Source organism: Mesorhizobium sp. WSM4845, assembly GCF_055811455.1.
The window spans coordinates 72,580-95,457 of record NZ_JBVVQA010000006.1 but is presented as its reverse complement, the minus strand read 5'-3'; the positions used below and the strand labels follow the sequence as shown (position 1 = coordinate 95,457).

The window sequence follows — 22,878 nt, the reverse complement described above, 5'->3', positions numbered from 1 at the left end:
GTCGATCTTCATAATTCAAGCCGCGCGACTGGCCAGCGCTTCCAGCGCAATGAACAGGCGCTCGCCCTCGATCCGCACCGGAATGGTGCGCACCGCACCTTCGTCGGCGCCGAGCGCCTTGCCGGTTTCCAGCGAGATCACCCAATTGTGCAGAGGACAGGTCACCGCCGCGCCATGGACGATCCCCTGCGAGAGCGGCCCGCCCTTGTGCGGGCAATGGTCCTCGATGGCGAAGACCTGATCGTCAGCGGTGCGGAAGACAGCAATCTTGCCTTGAGGCGTGGCGACGCAGCGCGCGCCGCGGCGCGGAATGTCTGAGAGCGTGCCGACAGCAATCCAATTCATCATCATCACTCCGCCGCCTGCGCGAAGCCGACCGAAGCCATCGGCCGGAATTCGTGCTTGTCCTTGCCGGAAACGCGTTCCGACCACGGGTCGACCTGGGCGAATTTCTGCGAAAAGACGAAGCGGTCGAAATAAGCCTTGCGCTTCTCGCCATCGTCCATGATCTGGCGCTTGATCTCGGCGATGCCGATGCGCTTGGCCCATTTGTAGATGCGCTCGAGATAGCGGCCCTGCTCGCGATACATCTGCGTCAGCGCCACGATATGCTCCAGTGCCTCGTCCTCGGTCTTGACCAGGCCGAGTACCTCGGTGCCCTTGATGTCGAGGCCGGCTGCCCCGGCGAAATGGATCTCGTAGCCTGAATCGACGCAGATCACGCCGACATCCTTGCAGGTTGCCTCGGCGCAGTTCCGCGGGCAGCCCGACACCGCCATCTTGACCTTGGCCGGCGTCCACGAGCCCCACATGAATTTCTCGATGCGGACGCCGAACCCCGTCGAATCCTGCGTGCCGAAGCGGCACCAGTCCGAACCGACGCAGGTCTTTACGGTGCGCAGTCCCTTGGCATAGGCGTGGCCGGAGACGAAGCCGGCCTGGCCGAGATCGGCCCACACCGCCGGCAGATCCTCCTTGCGGATGCCGAGCATGTCGATGCGCTGGCCACCGGTGACCTTGACCATTGGAATTTCGAATTTGTCGACGACGTCGGCAATGGCGCGCAGTTCGGCGGCATTGGTGACGCCGCCCCACATGCGCGGCACCACCGAATAGGTGCCGTCCTTCTGGATGTTGGCGTGTACGCGTTCGTTGATGAAGCGCGACTGGTAGTCGTCTGCATACTCGTCCGGCCAGTCGCAGACGAGATAGTAATTGAGCGCCGGCCGGCATTTGGCGCAGCCGCAGGAGGTGGTCCATTCCAGTTCCTGCATGACGGCGGGAATGGTCTTCAGGCCCTTGGCCTTGATCAGCCGGCGGACCTCATCATGGCCGAGCGTGGTGCAGCCGCACATCGGCTGCACCGCCGCCGGATTATATTTGTCGCCGATGGTAAGTACCATCAGCTTCTCGACCAGCCCGGTGCAGGAGCCGCAGGAGGCGGACGCCTTGGTGTGAGCGCGCACGTCGTCGAGCGAGGTCAGGCTTTTGGCCGTGATCGCGCCAGTGATCTTTCCCTTGCAAACGCCGTTGCAGCCGCAGATTTCCGCATCATCCGGCAAGGCTGCAACGGCCGCCATAGGGTCCAAGGAGGCGCCTCCCTGGTATGACTGGCCGAAGATAAGCGTGTCGCGCATTTCCGATATGTCGGTCTGCTTCTTCTTGAGGTCGTTGAACCAGGCGCCGTCCGCCGTCTCGCCGTAAAGCACGGTGCCGATGATGCGGTCATCCCTGAGCACCAGGCGCTTGTAGACGCCGGCCGCGGCATCGCGCAGCACGATCTCCTGGCGGTCCTCGCCCTCGGCAAAGTCGCCAAGCGAGAACAGCTCGATGCCGGTAACCTTGAGCTTGGTCGGCGTATCCGAATGGACGAAGGCGGCGGCCTCGTCGCCGGCCAACTGGCTGGCGGCGACACGCGCCATCTCATAGAGCGGTGCGACCAGGCCGTAGACCATGCCGTTGACCTCGGCGCATTCGCCGAGCGCGAAGATGTCGGGGTCGTTGCTGCGCATGCCGGCATCGACGACGATGCCGCGATTGACGGCAATACCGGCCTCTTTGGCGAGAGCGGCGTTCGGCCTGATGCCGACCGCCATCACCACCAGCGTCGCCGGGATGATGGTTCCGTCGGCGAGTTCCACCTGCTCGACCTTACCTTTGCCTGTGATCGCCTGGGTGTTGGCCTTGGTGATGACCTTGATGCCGCGCTGCTCGACGGCCCGCTGCAGGAGATAGCCAGCGGCCGGATCGAGCTGTCGTTCCATCAGCGTCGGCATGACATGCAGCACGGTGACGTCCATGCCTTGCGCGTTCAGGCCCGCAGCCGCCTCCAGCCCTAGCAGGCCGCCGCCGATGACCACAGCCTTGGCCCGTGACTGCGCGGCCAGCATCATCGCCCGAACGTCGTCGAGATCGCGATAGGTCAGCACGCCCGGCAGATCGTGGCCGGGCACCGGGATGATGAACGGCACCGAGCCGGTGGCGATGACGAGCTTGTCGTAGGGCTCGGTGACGCCGTGGTCGGAGGTGACGGTCTTTGCCTGCCGGTCGATGGCGACGATCTTGTGGCCCTTGTAGAGGGTGATCCCGTGCTTGATGTACCAGCCATCGCCATGAATGATGATCTCCTCATAATCCTTTTCGCCTGACAGAACCGGCGACAGCATGATGCGGTCGTAGTTCACGCGCGGCTCGGCATTGAAGATGGTGACCTGGTAGAGGTCCGGCGCCTTTTCCAGCAGGTGCTCCAGCATGCGCCCGGGGGCCATGCCGTTGCCGATGATGACGAGTTTTTCGGTCATGTCCTGATCCACTCCGGTCTCACTCAGCCGCGTAGGAAAGGCCTGAAGCTTCGGCGGCGGCCGCGCGCTCCATCCGCCGGATGCTGAAGTGCATCCAGGCAAAGCAGGTGGCGACGATGACGAAGAGCAGCATGAAGCAGCTCGACCAGACGCCGGTGAGGTCGTTGAGTGCGCCGAAGGCGATTGGCAGGACAAAGCCGCCGAGCCCGCCAATCATGCCGACGACGCCGCCGACCGCGCCGACACTCTGCGGGTAGTAAGCCGGGATGTGTTTGTAGACGGCGGCCTTGCCAAGGCTCATGAAGAAGCCGAGCACGCAGGCAACGGCTATGAAGGCGAGCGGGCCGATCTCGAAATGGAAGGCGATCGGCCCGCTGATGCCGTGCACGACGTAGTCTGCCGAGGGGAGAGACAGAACGAGAGTCGCGACGGCACTGACCGCGAAGGTCCAGTAGAGCACGGTTCGGGCGCCGATCCGGTCGGAAAGCACGCCGCCATAGGCGCGGAAGATACTTGCAGGGATCGAATAGGCCGCGCCGATCATGCCGGCGGTCGCGATGCCAAAGCCGTAGACGCCGATCAGGTAGCGCGGCAACCACAGCGACAGCGCCACGAATGCTCCGAAGGCGAAGAAATAATAGAAGGCGAAGCGCCAGACCTGCAGGTTCTTGAGCGGCGCGAATTCCTGCAAGAAGCTTCTCGCAGGCGCTGCCTTGCCGGCGCGGCGCTCGCGGATGACCGGATCGTCGCCGGTCGTGAACCAGAAGACGGCGGCCATGACGACGAGTGCTGCCGCCCAGATCATCGCGACCGACTGCCAGCCCCAGGAGAGAAGCACGAACGGTGCCAGGAACTTGGTGACCGCGGCGCCGACATTGCCGACACCGAAAATGCCAAGCGCCGTGCCCTGCTTGCCGGCCGGGAAGAAGCGCGAGACATAGGCGACACCGACGGCGAAGGAACCACCGGCGAGCCCAACGCCTAACGCGGCGACCAGCATCTGTCCGTAGGTATGCGCAAAAGCGAGCAGGAAGGTCGCGACCGCCGCCGCAAGCATGGTCGCGGTGTATACCAGCCGCCCGCCAAAACGGTCGGTCCAGACACCGAGCACCATGCGCACGAGCGAACCGGTGAGGATCGGCGTGCCGACCAGCAGGCCGAACTCCGTCTCGTTCAGCCCAAGGTCCTGCTTTATGCGCACGCCGATGATTGAAAATATCGTCCACACCGCGAAGCAGACGGTGAAGGCGATGGTGGACATCACAAGCGCCTGGCGGGGAGCATTGTCCTGGCTGGGCGCGGCTGGGAGATTGGCGGTCAACGTCTGGCTCCGGTTTGCGGCGTGGGATGCACCGCGGATGTTTGTGGGTGAATGATCAGCGGCGCGGCATCAGTGCGTGCAACGAGACGGGGCTCGCCACGGCCAGGTCCTTGTTTTCCGTCTTGGCGCCGACGGGAAACAGCAGGAGCGCGGCGGTGAACAGTGCCGCCGTCAGCGCGCTGCTGGCCAGAAAATCGCGGCGCGTGAAGTCCGCGAGGGACGCGCCAGTTCCGATCCGTTTCGTCATCGTCGTCTCCGGTTGGGCGCCGCTTGGGACCAGCGCCGTCGATCGCGTAAAAACAAAAAAGCCGCCGGTCAGGTCTTTGCGCGTCCGTCCATCCGGGATCGCGTATTGACCTGAGCGGCAGCTTTGCCTGTGGCGCCCGCCATTGGACGCCGTGTCACTTGGCCCTTTCGGACCTACAATCTGAAAAGCAGGAAGCGTGCCAATTCGACACCGCTCCAGATTATCGAATAAAATCAATGTGAACCGCAGCCGCGCGATTTTTGACCAAGCCCGGCAGCGGATCAAAGATTAGTCAGAATGCCTTGCACAGCAGCATAATATTTGTGCAATGCGGTAGATTGCCCATTGCCGATGCAGATTGCCAATTGTAGATGATGACGCGTTTTTCGGTCATGGCCTTACTCCGCGGCTTCCACGAAGCGGTGGCGTTCGTAGAGGAACTTCAGCACCGCCTCGCGGCAGCGCAGGAAGGTCCGGTCGGAGGAAAGCTCGATGCGCCGGCGCGGCCGGGCCAGCGGCACCGCAAGCACCTCGCCGATGGTCGCCGCTGGACCGTTGGTCATCATGACGATTCGATCGGACAACAGCACCGCCTCGTCGACATCGTGCGTGATCATGATCGTCGTCGAGCCAAGCCTCGAATGGATATCCATCACCGCATCCTGCAGATGGGCGCGCGTCAGAGCGTCCAGCGCACCGAAGGGCTCGTCGAGCAGCAGGATCTTCGGCTCCATGGCCAGCGCGCGGGCGATGCCGACGCGCTGCTTCATGCCGCCCGATATCTCGGCGGGCCGCTTGTCCCTGGCATGCGCCATCTGCACGAGGTCGAGATTGCGCATGATCCAGTCATGCCGCTCGGCCTTGGTCCTGGTCGAACCGAACACCTTCGACACCGCCAGATTGATGTTCTCGTAGACGGTGAGCCACGGCAAAAGGCTGTGGTTCTGGAATACCACGGCGCGCTCGGGTCCGGGGCTGTCGACCTCCTTGTCCTCGAGCAGGACCGCGCCGGCGGAGACTTTGGTCAGCCCGGCGATCAGGTTGAGCAAGGTCGACTTGCCGCAGCCGGAATGGCCGATGATGGAGACGAATTCGCCTTTGTCGATGGTCAGCCGGATGTCTTTCAGCACCTCGCTGACCTGGCCGCCGCGGGCAAAGGATTTGTCGATATGGTCGAGTTTCAGGTAGGCCGTCATCGCCCCTCTCCTCACTTTGCCGTTGTGCCGCGGGTGACGAAGGCGCCGACCGCCGCGACCAAGCGGTCGAGGCAGAAGCCGGTGACGCCGATATAGGCGAGAGCGACGATGATGTCGGGCAGCCGCGACGAGTTCCAGGCGTCCCAGATGAAGAAGCCGATGCCGACGCCGCCTGTCAGCATTTCGGCGGCGACGATGGCGAGCCAGGACAGGCCGATGCCGATGCGCAGGCCGGTGAAGATGTAAGGTGCCGCGGCCGGCACCATGATCTTTACGAAGAATTCGAGCTGGTTGAGCCTGAGGATGCGGGAGACGTTTCGATAATCCTCTGGAATGTTGCGGACGCCGACGGCAGTGTTGATGATCACCGGCCAGATCGAGGTGATGAAGATGACGAAGATCGCCGACGGGCTGGAATCGCGGAAGGCAGCCAGCGACAGCGGCAGCCAGGCGAGCGGCGGCACGGTGCGCAGAATCTGGAACACAGGATCGAGGCCGCGCATCGCCCAGATCGACTGGCCGACCAGCGCACCGAGCGCGACGCCGACGATGGCAGCCAGGCCGAAGCCGATGGCGACCCGCTGCAGCGAAATCAGCACCCGCCAGGCCAGTCCGATATCCTGCGGACCATAGTCGAAGAACGGATGGGCGATCAGATCGTAGGCCTCGTTCCATACCTGGCTAGGTGGCGGCAAGCTGGCATTGGGCGACGAGCAGGCGACCTGCCAGACGACGAGCATGACGATGATGACTACGGCCGGCGGCACCAGCGTGCTCGCCAGCTTGCCGGCGATCGCGGCGGGATCGAAGCGGCGCCTCACCTTGGCGGTGAAAGCTATGACCTCTGCAGGCTTGGCAGGCGCGGGGAACGCCTTCACCTTGGTGTCTTCGATGGCTTGAATAGACATTTTCGCAAAAAGCTCCTTGAGCACTGGCAAGCGGCGCAGCGGCGGCGCTTGCCGCCGACGTCAGGCCGATGCCTTGATCTTGAGGCTGTCGAGATAGGCGGACGGGTTGGCCGGATCGAAAATCTTGCCGTCAAAGAAGGTCTCGACGCCGCGCGATGGAGACGCCGGGATATCGGCCGCAGCAACGCCAAGATCCTTGGCCGCCTCGCGCCACAGATCTTCGCGGTTGACTTGATCGACCAGCGCCTTGATGTCGGTGGTCGCCGCGAATTTGCCCCAGCGGATGTTTTCGGCGAGGAACCAGCTGTCGTGGCTCTTGAACGGATAGGACACACCGCCCTTCCAGAACTTCATGTAGAGGTCGGTGCCGGTTGCGACGCGGTCATTGCCGTAATTGATGTCGCCCTTGAGGCGGCCGATGATGTCGGCTGTCGGCACGTTCATCCATTGCCGCTTGCCGATGATGGCCGCCATCTCGTCCTTGTTTTCCATGGCTTCGCACCATTGCTGGGCTTCCATGACGGCCATCAGGACCGCCTTGGTGGCGTTCGGGTTCTTGTCGATGAAGGCGGCGCGCAGGCCGAGCGCCTTTTCCGGATGGCCTTTCCACAACTCGCCCGTGGTGGCGGCGGTAAAGCCGACGCCCTGATGGACGAGTTGCTCGTTCCATGGCTCGCCGACGCAGAACACGTCCATGTTGCCGACCTTCATGTTGGCGACCATCTGCGGTGGCGGCACGACGATGGTCGAGACATCCTTGTCGGGATCGATGCCGCCAGCGGCCAGCCAATAGCGCAACCAGAGATCATGAGTGCCGCCCGGGAAGGTCATGGCGGCCTTCACCTCCTTGCCTTCGGCCTTCTTGGCCGCGAAGGCGTCCTTCAGCTTGGAGGCGTCGAGGCCGACGCCGGTGCCGGCATATTCCTGCGCGACGGAAATCGCCTGGCAGTCGTAATTCAGCCGCGCGACGATCGCCATCGGCATCGGCTGGTTGTTCTGCGTCACCTTGCCGGTATGCATCAGGTAAGGCGTCGGCGTCAGGATATGGGCGCCGTCGATGCCGTTGGCTTCGCCGCCGAGCATCAGATTGTCGCGCGTCGCGCCCCAGGAGGCCTGCTTGAGCACCTCGACATCGGGCATGCCGAATTTCTCGAACAGGCCCTTCTCCTTGGCGATCATCAGCGGCGCCGCGTCGGTCAGCGCGATGAAGCCGAGCTTGGCGCCGGTGACTTCCGGTGCCGCGGGCGCCGCATAGGCGCCAGACGGCAGCAGCGCGCGTGCCGCTGCCAGGGTTGCCGCGGTGGCAGCACTTGCCATCAGAAAATTGCGGCGGGTCATGCCCTCGAGAGGGGCTTCAGTCTTGATGCGTTTCGTCATCGTCGTCTCCCGTTGGGCACTGCTTGGGATCAGCGCCGTCGATTGCCGTGCTCGGTCAAAACAAAAAAAGCCGCCGGCCAGGCCGCGCGCGTCCGTCCATCCGGGATCGCGTGTTGACCTGAGCGGCAGCTTTGCCTGTAGCGCCCGCCATTGGACGCCTGTTCCGTGACCCGAAAAGAGTCTGCTTATTGCAATGCAGGAACCGTGCCAGTTTCGGAATGGATGACAAACATCAATGAGATCAACGGCATGCCACAATCATCGGCGCGCTGGCTCGTTGGGCGAGCAAGCCAAAGATTGTTCATTAGCGCCGTTGCACGCATAATTTTTGTGCAATGCACAAGAATGGCGCGAAAATGATCAGGCTTCGGCGCGCGCCAATTTCTGCCCGGCAATGTAGGCGTCGACCTCGTCGGGATCGAATATCTGGCCATCGAAGAAACCATCGGGGCCGAGCACCAGACTGGCGCCGGCGGAGCCGACAGGTGTGGCAGACGCCAGCGCGCCCTCCACCTTAGAATTGGCGCCGGGAAGTGCGACGCCGAGCGGCTTCAGCGCTGCGCGATAGAGGTCGGGCCGGTAGGTGTCCCGCGCGAGCGCCATGTGGGCAGCGCTGTGCTTGACCTGCCCCCAACGGACCATCTGCGTGTAGAACCACAGCGCGTGGCTTTTCCACGGAAAATTTGCCGCCTTGCCGAAAGCCAGAAAGAAGTCCTCGACGGTCAGTTCCGCGCCGCCGCCCAGCGCAAGATGTCCGGTCAGGGTCGGCATCTGTAGCGCCGGCGAAAGGCCGAGGAAGGAAGGCTGCGCCATCAGGGCGGCCAGTTCGCCGCGGTTTGCCGGATCCTGGCACCAGCGCGCGGCGTGATGGAGCGCGCGCAGCAGCGCCGAAAGCGCTTGCGGGTGTTTTTCGGCCCAGGCCTTGCGCACGCCGACGACTTTCTCGGGGCTGGTCTTCCAGATGGTGGCCTTGACCGTGGCGATATGGCCGGTGCCGGCGACGACCGAGGCGCTGTTCCACGGTTCGCCGGCGCAGTAGCCGTCGATCCTGCCGGCGGCGAGCGCGTCGGCCATGAAGGGCGGCGGCACGATGACGATTTCTATTTCGCGCGACGGATCGATGCCGCAGGCGGCGAGCCAGTAGCGCAGTTCGTAATTGTGTCCGGAGTGCGGATGCACGACCGCAAAGCGCAGGGGGTCGCGACCGGCATTTGCCCGTTCACGGATCAGCGCTCCCAAGGCCTTGCCGGCCCGCGCCGGATTGAGATCGGGCAAGGCGCCGTGCGCGGCCATGCCCGCCCAGAGCGTGTTCGAAACCGTTACGCAGTTACCGCCCAGTCCCAGCGAGAACGGCACGATCGTGTCGGAGGCGAGCGGGGTGAGCCCCAGATTGCAGGCGATCGGCATCGGCCCCAGCATATGCGCCAAATCGAAATGCCCGATCGCGATGCGGTCGCGGATGTTGGCCCAAGAGGTTTCGCGGCTGAGCGTCAGGTCGACGCCTTCGCGTGCGGCAAAGCCGATCTCCCTCGCTGCGACAAGGACGGCGCTGTCGAAGAGCGGTATGAAACCTGCGTTGATCTGGTGTTCGGCCGCCATGCTCAAATCTCTCCGGGATCCAGAAGGCCTGCCGCCGTCACCAGGCTCTGCGCGATTTCGCTGATCTTGCGGTTCTGGTTCATGGCGGTCTTGCGCAGAAGCGTATAGGCCGCGTCCTCCGACAGGCCGCGTGATCGCATCAGGATGCCCTTGGCGCGGTCGATGACCTTGCGGTCCTCCAATTCACTGCGGGCTTCCTCAAGTTCGCGCGCCATCCGCGAGAACGCGTTGAAGCGGCTGATCGCCATGTCGAGGATCGGCTTGACGCGCTCCTGGCGCAGCCCGTCGACGACATAGGCGGAGACCCCCGCTTCCACCGCAGCTTCGATTGAAGCCTGATCCGACCGGTCCACGAACATGGCGATCGGCCGCTTCACCACGCGCGAAAGCTGGAACATGTTTTCAAGCATATCGCGGTTGGGATTTTCGAGATCGATGACGATTACGTCCGGTTCGATCTCGGCAATGCGCCGCGCTATTCCCGCAACATCGTGAACGACCGTGACCTGCTCATGCCCGGCCTCCCGCAATCCCGCCTCGATGATGGAGGCGCGGATGTGGTTTTCGTCGATCACCAGGACGGTGAGGGATTTCCGGATCATGCCGCATTTTGCGCACGCAGCGTGATTGTGCAATGCGGCATGGCGAGAATTGACGAAGTCATCGCTTCGGGGACCGTAACATGTTCGCGGAACCGACCGTTAAGCCTCTCTAAACGCATCTGACTTTGCTTTTGTATCCACCGCGCTATTTCCCAATTGCGACCTTGTCTCGCTGGCTTTGAAATTGGAGGTTCCATGGATCGGCGGTTATTTTGACAGGAGTGTTGGGCGTTGCTGGGGCAGCAGCCCTTGCGAGCGCAGTTCGGCCAATCAACGCGGTGGCCGGCGTACCGAGCGCCAGAAGTGGCATCCTCGATGAACTCGACGCGCTGGAGACAGAGCCGTTCGAAGATGAGGATACTCAGGCGGAGCCGGTCCGACATCGGAGCTGGCACCGCAGGCGGCGGCGCCGGCGGCGGGCTTGGAGAAGGGCCTGTCGTCGTGCCTGGCGATATGGCCGTCTGCGCAGACGGTGTTTTCGCAGGCGTGTTTGGGTCTGGGGCTGGTATTATTAGCAGTTAGTGTGCTGAAAACCCCGGTGGTTGCCGGGGTTTTCAGTCTCAGACTAGCCGAATACGGATCAGCCAGTCCTTCGCGCTCAGAAATTTCTACCAATCATTCCTGACCCCTAATGCAACCATTCCGTGACCTGCGAGTTGCGGCAGGGCGGGGTAGGGACATGCAGACATGGCAAAGCGTGAAAGGCTGGGCTACCCCCCACTTGCCGAGGCCATTCGGCAGTTCATCAGCGCTGAAGACAATCGCCATCACGTACACAAGCTGCTTGGGCTGGAGGTCGAACAGGAATTGACGCCAACGCTGGCATCATTGCTTGAGGCGATCGGCAAGGCCGGTCGGGACGAAACTCCATAGCTGCCCTGACGGGTCCTGCTAAGGGAAGCCCGCCGCCGTTGAGGAACAAGCGACGGGCCCACAACGGCTGTGCTTCCACGGAGAACTGGCCGCCGCAATTCTAAACCCGCGCGGGCCTACATCGTTCCTCTTCCCGCTCTAAATTACCCTCCATGGCAACCTACTGGTTCTCCCCTCCGGTGTTCGTGAAGACCGAAATGGTCGGTGTCAGCTATGCCTGTAACAATGTCCGAGGTGCATCCGAGCAGCTCCTGAAGTGGTCCAAGAGGGCCCAAGTGGAAACGTGCGTCGGCCCTCTGCCTTCAAGCCCTGCGGGGTGAGGAGGTTGACCCTAAGGAAGTACGCAAGGACTTGGAGGCTGCTGCCGAGGAGGAGGGGGTACTATGGCCCATGAAGCTCTCACTTTAGCTCGCATGAGCCTGTTATCCGATGGGTCGTAAGAAAATTTGGCCCGGATATTCCGACCCCTCCTTTTGACCCGTTGAACCCGCTCACCCGAATTGTCTATCCGAGCTAGCTCAAGCGGCCGATTTGGGGGCGATCTTTATCGGCTACTAATGACCTGTCGCTTGACGCTGGGTTGGGTGGGCACGCGCGTCAGGCCGGAGTGTAGGCTGGGGTACGGAAGTCGCAATCTTTGAAGGCCCGTCCCCGGCCGCACTCTTGAGACACCCGCCCGGGTGGCCTTTGGGGCCGGCACTAGCCGGTGTAAGTCTGACAGGGCGCCCAAGGCTCCGCTGTCTGGGTCCTGTCATCGCTCAGTCACTATTTAGTTGTGCTGCCACTGCACCCCGCGAAGGCAGCTCAAAGCAGCGGGGACTAACCCCAAGCCACCCACCCGGTCCCCGCTGCTCATTTACCGTCACGGAACTCCGAAGGTCTAGCCGACCCAGAGCGCGATCTTCAGCGCCTATGCCAGCGCCTTCCGCATCGCCCTCGTCGCATGCTCCAGCCGCCTCTCAGGCCCGCCGTATCGTTCGCTACGTCGCCAAGCGCGTGGCCCTCTCTCCCAAGCATCCGTGCCTAGGCCCTCGCCTCTACCAAACACATGAGCATCCCCTAATTACCCTCATAGCTCTCCATTGGTTTCACCCTCCGGTCAACATCGAGACAGACCGACCTGGACTCACCTATGGCTGCAACAACGTCGAGGGTGCCGCCACGGAACTTATGAAGTGGGCCAAGCGAGGACCCAAGAAGCCTGCATGGCCTGCCTTGGAGGCGAGGGCACACCCGACGACGTAAGGAAGGCCTTGGAAGCCGCTGCCAAGGAGGAGGGGTTGCTGCGCTCCTCTGGTTAGGTCTCCTTTGCGTTATTTGTTCTATCTCGTCTCACGTTGGTCGCTACAGTGCGTTTGATGGGGCAGCCCGGCAGCCCTACTTGGGGGCGCAACGGCCGCCGGGCCTGGCCGGCTGGCAGGTCGGGGGGCGGTCGCCGGCTTGGGCGAAATTGTATGCCGCTTCATGCATCGTTGCTAATTTAGTAAAATGGTCATGGTCCGTTCCCCTAGCCATCAAATCGAATGAGCCTAGACTCGAACCTGTGCGTAAACGAGTGAGTGCCGGTGCTGGCCGGCTAGAGTTCATTCCTCCGATGAGGCCTACCTTGGTCGCCAAGCCGCCTCAAGGCGATGACTGGATGCATGAAGCCAAATTCGACGGCTACCGCTCCCAAATCATCATCGGGGCCGGCGGTGCGCGCATTTTCACCCGCCGCGGACTCGACGGACCTCCAAATACCGCGATCTGGTCGAGGCAGCCAAAGGTCTCAACGTACAGAACGCCATCATCGACGGCGAAGTCGTCGTCTTAAATGACGCTGGCCTTTCGGATTTTGCCGCGCTGCGCAAGGCAATCACGAGGCGCCAGCACGACCTCTATTTCGTCGCGTTCGATCTGCTGCATCTTAACGGCTACGACTTGCGCGACATGGCACTTGAGGATCGGCGGGAAATCCTGGCCGGCCTTATAGGGTCTGACAGCCGCATCCAGTTCAGTGAGACCATGCCGGGCGAGGCTAATGCGATCTATCATCTTGATCGACGCGGCTGGCCTGGAAGGGATGGTATCGAAGCGTCGGGACAGCAAATATCGCAGCGGCCCGACCACCAATTGGCTGAAGACAAAATCCTTCACAGAAAGCGAGTTTGAACTACTCGGCGTCGAACGCGAGAGGGGCAAGCCCGCGTTTGCTCTGATGGCTGACCCAGCCACCCGCAAATATGTCGGCAGCGCGTTCGTGAGCGTCAATCGCGAGATGCGGGAACGACTTTGGAAAAGGGTCCAGGAGCATGCCGGGTCACCGCCCAAGGACATGCCAAAGCGACCGGCAACGCAATGGGTCAAGCCGGGCATCAAGGCCCGCGTCAAGCACCTACGCGGCGAGGAAGACTTGCGCCACGCCTCGCTGCAGGATTTTTGGGATGAAAGCTAGCTTTCCGCGTTCTATGCGCTGCCGCTTGTCTCGCTTTCCTCGTCAAGTGCTGAGGCACCGGCAAATAGGCGTTGGCAATCAGCCAAATTGAGCGGGCTAACGGTTTCCAGCAAAGGACGCGCGGCGTGGTATACCATCACTATCCGGGGAAACATTGGATACGCAGCCGCTCAGAGCCATCAAAATCAACACCAAAAATAGTCGCATCTTTCCCTCCGAATTGGGGGCACTTAGCACGGATGTCATGCTGGTGCCTGGCCGCCGACCGAAAGCGAGGCCCGTTCAGAAACTTATGGAGACCGACATTCCCCGGATGAACCCGGTTTCTGGCGACACAGTAGCCGTCATGGCCGCCCCAGGCAATGTTGAGCGCGGTGCGGGAGGGTAAGGCCGCCATTGCACAGCTGCCCTGCGACATGCGAGTTTGTCAACAAAATGGCTCATCATGGGAGTCTCGTCATGTCCATTCGCCGGATTGCGTTGACCTCGGCAGCGGTCACGCTTGCCTTCACAACCCTCGCCCAGGCCAGGCCGGACACCCGCGCCATGACCTGCCAACAGACGCAGGCGCTAATCCAGAGCCATGGCTCGGCGGTGCTGACCACCGGCCCGAACACCTATGCCCTCTACGTCCGCCGGTACAGCAATGCGTGCGACTGGTCGGAAATCCCAGCGGTAGGGTTTGTGCCGACGCTCGATGGCCAGTGCTTGGTTCATCGATGCAGAGAGCCGCTCTACACTCCTCCCGGCTGACGGTGACGAGCATAGCTATTCTGCTGCGCCTTTCGGCAGGTAGCCCTTAGCCTCAAGGTTTTCTCGACATAGGCAGCAACCATGCGCCTGTCTGGGAACGGAGTCGCATCATCGGCGTTACCGGCCAGCCAAACGCTGCGATGATATGGAGGAACGGCGTGATCGAGTTGACTGAGAAGGAAAAGCGCTTTCTCAAGCGCGTTGACACCATCACTCACGTTCCCTGGTCGAACAAAGTCACCGCCGCAGATGCCAAAGGCAAGCCCATGCGTATCGCAAGGGCAACGTTTGCCCGATTAAGAGACGACGGTATCATCATCCGATCTACAAGCGACCTGACCTCGAACACCTACGTCATTAATCCTGCACCCGTGACGCCACAAGTCGAGGAAGTGCAGGAAGCGTCCTGATCGGGCGGGGGCACGGCGGCGCGTCAATCCTCAGCCTCACGCCGGCGCCGCCACCATTCTCTAGGCCGGAGGGAGATGACGCGCAAACATTCGCCGTCGAGCGTTCGCAATGAGAGAGGCGGGCGCTCATTCCGCCTCTCGGTGTCGACTCAAAACGTCGTGCAGTTCACGGTGTTGCCGAAGCGGTTGCAAGTCGTCGTTTTCGGCTGACTGTTTTGCATGTTGGCAAATGCCGCATTCGCCCTGGCAGATGCCCTGCCGCGAGACGAAATGGACTCGTTTTGGATGCATTGGGCCATGGCCGGGGTCCCTGGCTCGAAGCCGTAGGAAACGCATCGGTTGCGGAAATAGGTTGCCTGTTCCGCCTGCGGTGTGGTGGCAAACCAAGCAGGTGAGCCAGGCATACCTAGGCCCGAACCGGAGCAGCCGCTTAAAAGGATGGTCGCGGCCCCTGCCGCCGCGAAAATATGGTATTTGCGCATGCTGCCCCCTGCGCATGCACTGAACTTCAAAAGCTTCGGCCCCGCAAGGGCCGGCGCGGCGCGCAAATATCCCTTCGAAGCCGAACTTTGGGCAGCGCAGCTGGCGGCGTCGGTTTTCCAGCTGGCTTCCGGAGGGGACGCATCAGCATGAGCGCCGGCGTCAAGACAAAGGCGCTGGCTGCATTCGTTCGGCAGTGCCTTGATCCGCTGCCCGATGTCGTCCTCATCGACACGCACCACAACAGCTCATGCGTCAGGCGCGCCGACTTCCTTGGCGCAAGGCTGATGCTGTCACCAGCCTGGCAAGAGCGGAAACGGCTTACTGGCAAGAGAAAAGCATTCACGCGATGTACGTCCTGGAGGACGAGGACAAATCTAGCGCCTATTCTGACAAACGGATGATCAGCGTCGACAGGAGCCGGCAGGCTGCGGCCGATCAAATCCGAGTCCCAGCGCCCGATCTAATGGCCGTCCAATGGAAGCGAGAAGCCGCAAAGGACCGATATCTGCCGATCGGCGAGGACGAAGTCGCCAAGCTCATTGCGGTTCTTGCAGCGCATCCGATCACGAAGCAACCTCGTAGAAAGCGTGGGGGGAGCGACCATCACTGAAGCCCGCTGCCTCACGGTGGCGGGTTTTTCTTTGCGTGAACCTCCGATTAGGATTGACACCTAGCGGCGCATTTCTCCCTCGCCCGTCATGACCGAACCGTAACCTCGACCGGCAAGGGGGAGCGCTGGTTTTGCAGCGAGGCAGAAGCCCGAGCGGCCGGCTGGCGAAAAGCGCGACGGTGGCGTCCGCCTTGCTCCTGTCCCTCAGCTATTGCGCGACTTTGGTTCCGTTGACGCCCGGCAATCATGGAAGGCCGAGGGGCGAGTGATCGAGTTCCGGTTCCCATAGCACACTAGCCCAGCACTAAGCCTGCAATCAAAACGGCAAATCCGATAGAAAGCGGGACCGCCAAAAGCCAGCCCGCCTCCAAAACGCTATTTTCTTGCCGATCCATAACAGTCTCCTCTTTGACGCCGCCCCTGATTACGAAAGCCATTGGGAGCGGTTCGGTTCCGACGATTTTGCCGAGGACCCGGGGAGATGGCACCACCGGGTGCTCGCGTTCGTCCTCACCATTCGCGTGTTCGGCATCGCATCGCGTCGCGTCAGGTCGACGCTGTTCGAACCGCTCGCGCGGTGATAAGCGGTTGAGCATCTGAGTGCTACTTGAAGGTACCGCAATTGCTCATCGCGTTCGCCATATCTGTAGGTCTCGCACTGGTAACGGTTCTGATGCACTATGAAGTGCTAAATATCGCCGGAACGATGAGGCGTCGTTTTTCACTTCCGATGCGGGTTGATCTGCTGCTCTTGGTCGTCGCAGCAATCATTGCTCACGTGGTGGGGATCTGTCTTTTCGCGCTCGCCTACGCCTGGATGAACCACCATCCAGACCTTGGAGGTCTCGCAGGCTTGTTTTCCGGAAGCGCAGCGGATTTCTTCTATTTCTCGGTTACCTGTTACACGACGATCGGCTTTGGCGAAGTCTATGCCACTGGGCCGATGCGAATCGTTGCTGCCTTGGAGGGTCTCAATGGACTCGTCCTGATCGCTTGGTCAGCATCGTTCGCATACGCATCGACTTCGGATCTGTGGAAGCGGGAGCAAGACTGACGCGCGTTTCAGAGGTCGTGTTCCTTCGTCATAGCTGTTCGCGCCGAAAGGTGCGGCGGCTTGTAACCGCTTACCTGAATGTTCCCCATAGGGGCTTATTCAAAATTTCGCCACTGCACCGCTATCAGAACGGCCCGTTGCTATAGCGTGGTAATCGAGGCCATTACCCACTATTGGGGAGGGTAATTTCGGGACCGGTACGCGCATGCTCCCGAGGGGGAGTCAGTTCAAGAAGCCTTATAAGAGCCAATGGCTTAGCCCATTTTAAATAACGGGTTCCCGGTTAATCCACTGCCGCTGATAAACAGCAGGGAAACAGCGAGCAGCCTGCGGCCCAGACCCTTTTGAACCTTTTGAGTGTTCCCTGTAGGGCGCCCCTAGAAAATTTCGGCCAGCTGATAGGCGATGCCTCTCTGGTGCGGCTTACGGCGCTCTAGGCACCTCAAAGTGGTCCCGTCGCCATCGCGATCCAGCTTGGAAATGTGCGGAACCGTACGAAGCGGATTGCACGCAACCAACGCGGTGGCCGGGCATTAATTTAGCAAAGCATCAAATAGGAAAGCATCGGGAGGAAGACCATGCTGCACCTTAACATGCCTGGCGAATTTGAGGTCGGCGATGAGGTTGCGCTAGCAGGTACCGTCATCTCCATTCTCCCTAGCGGCCGAGCCAGAGTGAGCATTCCATCCTATGACCATCCTTACACGCTAGAGCCGCCACCCAAAGCCCGGGCCGGCGACCGAGTAGTTCTTGTTGGGGACGTCACCCGCATCGATCGCGGAGCAGACAAACTCACCGTGCGGATTGACTGCGGCGGCGTGATTACGGTCGACAGGTCGGCAATCACTCGGCTGAGGAAGCACCGCCGGGCTTCAGCCGGTTGACGCTACGGCGACACAACGGCCTGCGCTCGTCGGCATACGGAACATGCAAGCGTATCGTGCCTCAAGCCAATCTAACTTCGAGGGACCTAGGCCCGCGCTAAAAAGTCCGAACATTTCCCATCCTCTCGCCTTTCGGCAAATCTGGCGGAAAACGGAGACTAGGCAAATTTTGCGCCCCAAAAAGCGCCTCGGGGTGCCCCGGCGGTGCCCCGAACCATTTCAGGGCAACAGGCCCCCGAGGGGGAGAACGCTAATCATCTGAAACATTATAGAAATTTTGGTGGAGCCAATCGGAATCGAACCGACGACCTCTTGAATGCCATTCAAGCGCTCTCCCAACTGAGCTATGGCCCCACTCCGGCACTCAACCGGCGCCGTTGCCGGCGAAGAGATCCGGCGCGGGTTGAGACCGCGCCGTTAGTGCAGGCGGCTTCTAACCCCGCCTTCCGTCAATATCAAGCCTTTAAGAGCCGCTTTTTATCAAGAACCCGCGAAAGTCGGCGGGCGCTGTGGGAGAGGCCGGATCAGACTTCGTCGTCGTCATCGCCGACGCCGATCATGTCGGCGACATCGTCGTCCTCTTCCTCTTCGTCGGCGAGGAAGGTATCGTCGTCGTCGCCGAGGTCCACATCGTCCTCGTCATCGCCGAGATCGGGAAGATCGTCGGGCTTCGCATCCTCGTCCGCCTCTTCGAGCGAGACGACCTCGACGCCCTCTTCCTCCTCGGCGTCGGCTTCCTTCTCGGCAACTTCCTCTTCCTCCTCAAGGGCGGCAATCTTGCCTTCCTCGAAATAAGAGCGGGGATAGTTCTTGCCGGTATAGGGCGAGACGATCGGATCCTTGTTCAGATCGTAGAATTTTTGACCCGTCTCGGGGTCGATGCGTTTGGTGCCAAGTTCGGGTTTTGCCACAGCAAGCCTCGTCGATGAAAGTTTGGTCCCCATAACCACAGTTTACGGCGCTGTCAAAGCCTAAAGCCAAGGTCTCAAATCCCCACCTTGAGCGACATCCTGCAGGGGGATGACCATTTCCGTCCGCCGTGATACGAGACCGCGCAAACCACAAGAAAAAGGCCGGCCACCGGCGTTTTTCACCTAGGGAAAACCCATGTCGCATACTGCCGCCGAGAAACCGGCCACCGCCCGCAAATCGCCAGCGCTTTCAGGCACAGCACGGGTGCCCGGCGACAAATCGATCTCGCACCGCTCGTTCATGTTCGGCGGCCTCGCCTCCGGCGAAACCCGCATCACCGGCCTTCTGGAGGGCGAAGACGTGATGCGCACGGGCGCCGCGATGAAGGCGATGGGCGCGCATATAGAGAAGCGCGGCGCTGAATGGGTGATCCGCGGCACCGGCAACGGCGCGCTGCTGCAGCCGGAAGGCCCGCTCGATTTCGGGAACGCCGGCACCGGCTCGCGCCTCACCATGGGCCTGGTCGGCACCTACGACATGGAGACAACCTTCATCGGCGACGCCTCGCTGTCCGGCCGGCCGATGGGCCGCGTGCTCGAGCCGCTGCGCCAGATGGGTGTGCAGGTGCTGAAGGCGACGCCCGGCGACCGCATGCCGATCACGCTGCGCGGCCCCAAACATGCCGCGCCGATCAGCTACCGCGTGCCGATGGCCTCGGCCCAGGTGAAGTCGGCGGTGCTGCTCGCGGGGTTGAACACGCCCGGCATCACCACCGTCATCGAGCCGGTGATGACGCGCGACCACACCGAAAAGATGCTGAAGGGATTCGGCGCCAATCTGTCGGTCGAGACCGACGAGCGCGGCGTGCGCCATATCTTCATCGAGGGCCAGGGCAAGCTCACCGGCCAGACCATCGCTGTGCCGGGCGACCCGTCCTCGGCCGGATTCCCTCTGGTGGCGGCGCTGATCGTGCCGGGCTCGGACATTACAATCGAAAACGTGCTGATGAACCCGACCCGCACCGGTCTTTTGTTGACGCTACAGGAAATGGGCGCCAGGATCGACATTGTCGACCCGCGCAATGAAGGCGGTGAAGATGTCGCCGATCTGCGCGTGCGCTACTCCGAGCTGAAGGCCGTCACCGTGCCGCCCGAACGGGCGCCGACGATGATCGATGAATATCCGGTGCTTGCTGTCGCGGCGAGCTTTGCCGAGGGCGAGACGCTGATGCAGGGACTGGAAGAGCTGCGGGTGAAGGAATCGGACCGGCTGTCGGCGGTCGCCGAAGGGCTGAAGCTCAACGGCGTCGACTGTACCGAGGGCGAGGCCTCGCTGGCGGTGCGTGGCAAACCAGGCGGCAAGGGGCTTGGCCAGCACCCGAACGGAAAGAGCACCATCGTCCAGACCCATCTCGACCACCGCATTGCCATGAGCTTTCTCGTCATGGGACTGGCAACGGAAAAACCTGTCACCATCGACGACCAGGCGATGATCGCGACCAGCTTTCCGGAGTTCATGGGGCTTATGAAGGGGCTGGGGGCGGAGATCGAGTGACAGTTGATGGCAATCAATAACCTTGGAGCGTGGGACCAAATTGGAACGTCGGCGGGACAGCGCCCCCCTCTGTCCTGCCGGACGACATCTCCCCCACAAGGGGGGAGATTGGCGGCTTGGCCGCTCCGCTCAACCCTGCAACTTAGACACCTGCAACTTAGACAATTGGCGAAAGCCGCGATGACGGCCGATCTCCCCCCCAGTGGGGGAGATGTCCGGCAGGACAGAGGGGGGCGCGAAGGATCGCCACGCCTGTCTGGATCATTGCAATTTTCGGTTACGGTGGGCGGCGAATGACTTCGACCTTCACCATCGCCATCGACGGCCCAGCAGGCGCGGGCAAAGGCACCCTTGCCCGCCGACTGGCCGACCATTACCGGCTGAACCTGCTTGACACCGGCCTCACCTATCGCGCGGTGGCGCATGCGCTGCTTCGGCTCGGCCTGCCGCTCGACAATGTCTCGGCCGCCGAGACCGCTGCCCGGCAGGTCGACCTGGCCAAGCTCGACCGGTCGGTGCTGACGGCGCATGCGGTCGGCGAAGCGGCTTCGAAAGTGGCTGTCATCCCTTCGGTGCGGCGCATACTGGTCGAAAAGCAGCGCGAATTCGCCAAGGCGCCGCCGGGCGCCGTGCTTGACGGCCGCGACATCGGCACCGTGGTCTGTCCCGACGCCGACATAAAACTCTATGTGACGGCGAGCGCCGAGGTGCGGGCACAACGCAGGCTGGCCGAGATCGAGAGCATCGGCGGCACCGCCGATTTCGACGATATCCTCGTCGATATCCTGCGCCGCGACGAGCGCGACATGGGTCGCGCCGACTCGCCGCTGAAGCCGGCCGCCGACGCGCACTTGCTCGACACGTCGGAAATGGCTATAGAAGCCGCGTTCCTGGCGGCCAAGGCGATCATCGACGGCGTTCTGGCCAAGAGAAACAAAGCCTGAGCCGGGTTTCCTGCCGTTGCCGATTGCCGGCGGCGAAAAGATACCCATATCGGGCACGAACCAGCCTGCCAGCATTCTTCATGCGCCGGAATTGCCGCTTAGGCGGCCAAGGGCTTTTTTGAGGCCCGGAACGCCGGCAGGCCAACGCAACGCTAACCCACGGCGCCCGCCCCGCTTGAGATGCGGGGCATTCCAGGAGAAACTATGTCAGTTGCAAATCCCACTCGCGATGATTTCGCGAGCCTGCTCGAAGAATCTTTTTCCGCCGGCCATTCCGGCGAAGGCCAAGTCGTCAAGGGCACGATCACTGCGATCGAAAAGGACATGGCAATCATCGACGTCGGCCTCAAGGTCGAAGGTCGCGTGCCGCTGAAGGAATTCGGCGTCAAGGGCAAGGATTCGACGCTTAAGGTCGGCGACACGGTCGAGGTCTATGTCGAGCGCATCGAGAACGCGCTTGGCGAAGCGATGCTTTCGCGTGAGAAGGCCCGCCGCGAAGAGAGCTGGGTCCGTCTCGAAGAGAAGTTCACCAAGGGCGAGCGCGTCGAAGGCGTCATCTTCAACCAGGTCAAGGGCGGCTTCACCGTCGATCTCGACGGCGCCGTGGCCTTCCTGCCGCGCAGCCAGGTCGACATCCGTCCGATCCGCGACGTCTCGCCGCTGATGCACAATCCGCAGCCTTTCGAGATCCTCAAGATGGATCGCCGCCGCGGCAACATCGTGGTGTCGCGCCGCACCGTGCTCGAGGAGAGCCGCGCCGAACAGCGTTCGGAAATCGTGCAGAACCTCGAAGAGGGCCAGGTGGTCGAAGGCGTCGTCAAGAACATCACCGACTATGGTGCGTTCGTCGACCTCGGCGGCATCGACGGCCTGCTGCATGTCACCGACATGGCATGGCGCCGCGTCAACCATCCGACCGAAATCCTCAACATCGGCCAGACGGTCAAGGTGCAGATCATCCGCATCAACCAGGAAACCCACCGCATCTCGCTCGGCATGAAGCAGCTCGAGAGCGATCCGTGGTCCGAGATCGGAACGAAATTCCCGATCGGCAAGAAGATCAAGGGCACCGTCACCAACATCACCGACTACGGCGCGTTCGTCGAGCTGGAGCCGGGCATCGAGGGCCTCATCCACGTTTCGGAAATGTCGTGGACGAAGAAGAATGTGCATCCCGGCAAGATCCTGTCGACGACACAGGAAGTCGACGTGGTGGTGCTCGAGGTCGATCCGGCCAAGCGCCGCATCTCGCTCGGCCTCAAACAGACGCTCGAGAACCCGTGGCAGGCTTTCGCCAGCAGCCATCCGGTCGGCAGCCAGGTCGAGGGCGAGGTCAAGAACAAGACCGAGTTCGGCCTGTTCATCGGCCTCGAAGGCGATGTCGACGGCATGGTCCATCTTTCCGACCTCGACTGGACCCGTCCGGGCGAGCAGGTGATCGAGGAGTACAATCGCGGCGACATCGTCAAGGCGCAGGTGCTCGACGTCGACATCGACAAGGAGCGCATCTCGCTCGGCATCAAGCAGCTGGCGAAGGATACGGCCGGCGAGGCGGCGACTTCAGGCGAACTGCGCAAGAACGCGGTCGTCACCTGCGAGGTCACCGGCGTCAAGGATGGCGGCCTGGAAGTGCGGCTGGTCGACAGCGGCATCGAGACCTTCATCAAGCGCTCCGACCTCAGCCGTGACCGCGACGAGCAGCGCCCCGAGCGCTTCACGGTCGGCCAGAAGGTCGATGCCCGCGTCATCGCCTTCGACAAGAAGACCCGCAAGCTGCAGGTCTCGATCAAGGCGCTGGAAATCGCCGAAGAGAAGGAAGCGGTCGCCCAGTACGGCTCGACCGACTCCGGCGCTTCGCTGGGCGACATCCTGGGCGCCGCGCTGAAGAAGCAGGGTAGCTAGGTCCACTAACGCCG

Annotated in this window: 22 protein-coding genes and 1 tRNA gene; 11 read left to right on the top strand and 12 right to left on the bottom strand. The window is 61.9% G+C overall.

From position 1 onward, the window contains the following. Positions 1 to 15: 15 nt before the first annotated feature. From nirD to AC0L2C_RS09475, 9 genes are all read right to left on the bottom strand, one after another. Positions 16 to 351: a nitrite reductase small subunit NirD gene (gene nirD, locus AC0L2C_RS09515; protein ID WP_208602492.1), complete on the bottom strand. Its 336-nt coding sequence runs from the start codon at positions 349 to 351 to the stop codon at positions 16 to 18. Next, positions 351 to 2,801 (bottom strand): nitrite reductase large subunit NirB, encoded by a 2,451-nt coding sequence (nirB, locus tag AC0L2C_RS09510; RefSeq protein WP_027151535.1) that lies wholly within the window; start codon positions 2,799 to 2,801, stop codon positions 351 to 353. Before nirB ends, nirD begins: the two co-directional genes overlap by 1 nt. A 19-nt stretch (positions 2,802 to 2,820) precedes the next feature. Next, a complete protein-coding gene (locus AC0L2C_RS09505) occupies positions 2,821 to 4,062 on the bottom strand; it encodes an MFS transporter (protein WP_287226924.1) in 1,242 nt (413 codons plus the stop codon). Positions 4,063 to 4,177: 115 nt separating this feature from the next. Beyond that, positions 4,178 to 4,369 carry a hypothetical protein gene (locus AC0L2C_RS09500; RefSeq protein WP_128168358.1) on the bottom strand — a complete coding sequence of 64 codons (192 nt, stop codon included), beginning with the start codon at positions 4,367 to 4,369 and terminating at the stop codon, positions 4,178 to 4,180. A 398-nt stretch (positions 4,370 to 4,767) separates the two neighbouring features. Next, positions 4,768 to 5,565 (bottom strand): ABC transporter ATP-binding protein, encoded by a 798-nt coding sequence (locus tag AC0L2C_RS09495; RefSeq protein ID WP_128168359.1) that lies wholly within the window; start codon positions 5,563 to 5,565, stop codon positions 4,768 to 4,770. A gap of 11 nt (positions 5,566 to 5,576) precedes the next feature. Continuing rightward, on the bottom strand, positions 5,577 to 6,473 hold the full coding sequence (gene ntrB / locus AC0L2C_RS09490; protein WP_128172929.1) for a nitrate ABC transporter permease: 897 nt from the start codon (positions 6,471 to 6,473) through the stop codon (positions 5,577 to 5,579). Between the two features lie 60 nt (positions 6,474 to 6,533). Then, on the bottom strand, positions 6,534 to 7,850 hold the full coding sequence (locus AC0L2C_RS09485) for a CmpA/NrtA family ABC transporter substrate-binding protein (protein ID WP_473523248.1): 1,317 nt from the start codon (positions 7,848 to 7,850) through the stop codon (positions 6,534 to 6,536). Positions 7,851 to 8,210: 360 nt separating this feature from the next. Next, entirely contained in the window at positions 8,211 to 9,449 is a 1,239-nt protein-coding gene (locus AC0L2C_RS09480; protein WP_287239100.1) for a CmpA/NrtA family ABC transporter substrate-binding protein, read from the bottom strand. Between the two features lie 2 nt (positions 9,450 to 9,451). Then, the gene (locus AC0L2C_RS09475; RefSeq protein WP_473523247.1) at positions 9,452 to 10,051 is read right to left on the bottom strand and encodes an ANTAR domain-containing response regulator; all 600 of its coding nucleotides are present in this window, start codon (positions 10,049 to 10,051) and stop codon (positions 9,452 to 9,454) included. A 687-nt stretch (positions 10,052 to 10,738) separates the two neighbouring features. Here AC0L2C_RS09475 and AC0L2C_RS09470 point away from each other — a divergent pair. The 5 genes from AC0L2C_RS09470 to AC0L2C_RS09450 all read left to right on the top strand — a co-directional run bounded on the left by AC0L2C_RS09470 (position 10,739) and on the right by AC0L2C_RS09450 (position 14,521). Next, positions 10,739 to 10,924, top strand: a complete 186-nt coding sequence (locus AC0L2C_RS09470; RefSeq protein WP_128244494.1) for a hypothetical protein — start codon at positions 10,739 to 10,741, stop codon at positions 10,922 to 10,924. Between the two features lie 1,653 nt (positions 10,925 to 12,577). Further along, the gene (locus AC0L2C_RS09465) at positions 12,578 to 13,075 is read left to right on the top strand and encodes an ATP-dependent DNA ligase (protein ID WP_473523289.1); all 498 of its coding nucleotides are present in this window, start codon (positions 12,578 to 12,580) and stop codon (positions 13,073 to 13,075) included. A gap of 46 nt (positions 13,076 to 13,121) precedes the next feature. Beyond that, positions 13,122 to 13,358, top strand: a complete 237-nt coding sequence (locus AC0L2C_RS09460; protein WP_473523246.1) for a hypothetical protein — start codon at positions 13,122 to 13,124, stop codon at positions 13,356 to 13,358. 459 nt (positions 13,359 to 13,817) lie between these two features. Further along, positions 13,818 to 14,111: a hypothetical protein gene (locus tag AC0L2C_RS09455; RefSeq protein ID WP_091591761.1), complete on the top strand. Its 294-nt coding sequence runs from the start codon at positions 13,818 to 13,820 to the stop codon at positions 14,109 to 14,111. A 158-nt stretch (positions 14,112 to 14,269) separates the two neighbouring features. Beyond that, the gene (locus AC0L2C_RS09450; RefSeq protein WP_128244496.1) at positions 14,270 to 14,521 is read left to right on the top strand and encodes a hypothetical protein; all 252 of its coding nucleotides are present in this window, start codon (positions 14,270 to 14,272) and stop codon (positions 14,519 to 14,521) included. Positions 14,522 to 14,670: 149 nt separating this feature from the next. On the opposite strand, the gene AC0L2C_RS09445 is transcribed toward AC0L2C_RS09450, so the two are convergent. Beyond that, on the bottom strand, positions 14,671 to 15,240 hold the full coding sequence (locus tag AC0L2C_RS09445; RefSeq protein WP_287239094.1) for a hypothetical protein: 570 nt from the start codon (positions 15,238 to 15,240) through the stop codon (positions 14,671 to 14,673). Positions 15,241 to 15,251: 11 nt separating this feature from the next. Between AC0L2C_RS09445 and AC0L2C_RS09440 the strand changes: the two genes are divergently transcribed. The 3 genes from AC0L2C_RS09440 (at position 15,252) to AC0L2C_RS09430 (ending at position 16,668) form a co-directional block, all read left to right on the top strand. Further along, entirely contained in the window at positions 15,252 to 15,614 is a 363-nt protein-coding gene (locus tag AC0L2C_RS09440; protein ID WP_128244498.1) for a hypothetical protein, read from the top strand. 383 nt (positions 15,615 to 15,997) lie between these two features. Continuing rightward, a complete protein-coding gene (locus AC0L2C_RS09435; protein WP_128244499.1) occupies positions 15,998 to 16,195 on the top strand; it encodes a hypothetical protein in 198 nt (65 codons plus the stop codon). A 26-nt stretch (positions 16,196 to 16,221) separates the two neighbouring features. After that, positions 16,222 to 16,668: a potassium channel family protein gene (locus AC0L2C_RS09430; RefSeq protein WP_236473766.1), complete on the top strand. Its 447-nt coding sequence runs from the start codon at positions 16,222 to 16,224 to the stop codon at positions 16,666 to 16,668. Positions 16,669 to 17,830: 1,162 nt separating this feature from the next. Here the strand turns inward: AC0L2C_RS09430 and AC0L2C_RS09425 are convergent. Beyond that, a tRNA-Ala gene (locus tag AC0L2C_RS09425) sits at positions 17,831 to 17,906 on the bottom strand. A gap of 170 nt (positions 17,907 to 18,076) precedes the next feature. Then, positions 18,077 to 18,463, bottom strand: a complete 387-nt coding sequence (locus AC0L2C_RS09420; RefSeq protein ID WP_128244501.1) for a TIGR02300 family protein — start codon at positions 18,461 to 18,463, stop codon at positions 18,077 to 18,079. 196 nt (positions 18,464 to 18,659) lie between these two features. Between AC0L2C_RS09420 and aroA the strand changes: the two genes are divergently transcribed. The 3 genes from aroA (at position 18,660) to rpsA (ending at position 22,864) form a co-directional block, all read left to right on the top strand. Beyond that, entirely contained in the window at positions 18,660 to 20,018 is a 1,359-nt protein-coding gene (aroA, locus tag AC0L2C_RS09415; protein WP_128244502.1) for a 3-phosphoshikimate 1-carboxyvinyltransferase, read from the top strand. A gap of 293 nt (positions 20,019 to 20,311) precedes the next feature. Beyond that, the gene (gene cmk / locus AC0L2C_RS09410; RefSeq protein WP_473523245.1) at positions 20,312 to 20,962 is read left to right on the top strand and encodes a (d)CMP kinase; all 651 of its coding nucleotides are present in this window, start codon (positions 20,312 to 20,314) and stop codon (positions 20,960 to 20,962) included. A 204-nt stretch (positions 20,963 to 21,166) separates the two neighbouring features. After that, positions 21,167 to 22,864: a 30S ribosomal protein S1 gene (gene rpsA / locus AC0L2C_RS09405; RefSeq protein WP_027151507.1), complete on the top strand. Its 1,698-nt coding sequence runs from the start codon at positions 21,167 to 21,169 to the stop codon at positions 22,862 to 22,864. Positions 22,865 to 22,878 lie beyond the last annotated feature (14 nt).

Bases quoted from the DNA above. Each gene is read 5' to 3' on its own strand.
- AC0L2C_RS09460 (WP_473523246.1), top strand. From the start codon at position 13,122: ATGGCTGACCCAGCCACCCGCAAATATGTCGGCAGCGCGTTCGTGAGC.
- aroA (WP_128244502.1), top strand. From the start codon at position 18,660: ATGTCGCATACTGCCGCCGAGAAACCGGCCACCGCCCGCAAATCGCCA.
- rpsA (WP_027151507.1), top strand. From the start codon at position 21,167: ATGTCAGTTGCAAATCCCACTCGCGATGATTTCGCGAGCCTGCTCGAA.
- AC0L2C_RS09455 (WP_091591761.1), top strand. From the start codon at position 13,818: ATGTCCATTCGCCGGATTGCGTTGACCTCGGCAGCGGTCACGCTTGCC.
- nirD (WP_208602492.1), bottom strand. From the start codon at position 351: ATGATGATGAATTGGATTGCTGTCGGCACGCTCTCAGACATTCCGCGC.
- AC0L2C_RS09440 (WP_128244498.1), top strand. From the start codon at position 15,252: ATGCGTCAGGCGCGCCGACTTCCTTGGCGCAAGGCTGATGCTGTCACC.
- AC0L2C_RS09475 (WP_473523247.1), bottom strand. From the start codon at position 10,051: ATGATCCGGAAATCCCTCACCGTCCTGGTGATCGACGAAAACCACATC.
- nirB (WP_027151535.1), bottom strand. From the start codon at position 2,801: ATGACCGAAAAACTCGTCATCATCGGCAACGGCATGGCCCCCGGGCGC.
- AC0L2C_RS09485 (WP_473523248.1), bottom strand. From the start codon at position 7,850: ATGACGAAACGCATCAAGACTGAAGCCCCTCTCGAGGGCATGACCCGC.
- cmk (WP_473523245.1), top strand. From the start codon at position 20,312: ATGACTTCGACCTTCACCATCGCCATCGACGGCCCAGCAGGCGCGGGC.
- AC0L2C_RS09495 (WP_128168359.1), bottom strand. From the start codon at position 5,565: ATGACGGCCTACCTGAAACTCGACCATATCGACAAATCCTTTGCCCGC.
- AC0L2C_RS09500 (WP_128168358.1), bottom strand. From the start codon at position 4,369: ATGACGAAACGGATCGGAACTGGCGCGTCCCTCGCGGACTTCACGCGC.
- AC0L2C_RS09470 (WP_128244494.1), top strand. From the start codon at position 10,739: ATGGCAAAGCGTGAAAGGCTGGGCTACCCCCCACTTGCCGAGGCCATT.
- AC0L2C_RS09505 (WP_287226924.1), bottom strand. From the start codon at position 4,062: ATGTCCACCATCGCCTTCACCGTCTGCTTCGCGGTGTGGACGATATTT.
- AC0L2C_RS09480 (WP_287239100.1), bottom strand. From the start codon at position 9,449: ATGGCGGCCGAACACCAGATCAACGCAGGTTTCATACCGCTCTTCGAC.
- ntrB (WP_128172929.1), bottom strand. From the start codon at position 6,473: ATGTCTATTCAAGCCATCGAAGACACCAAGGTGAAGGCGTTCCCCGCG.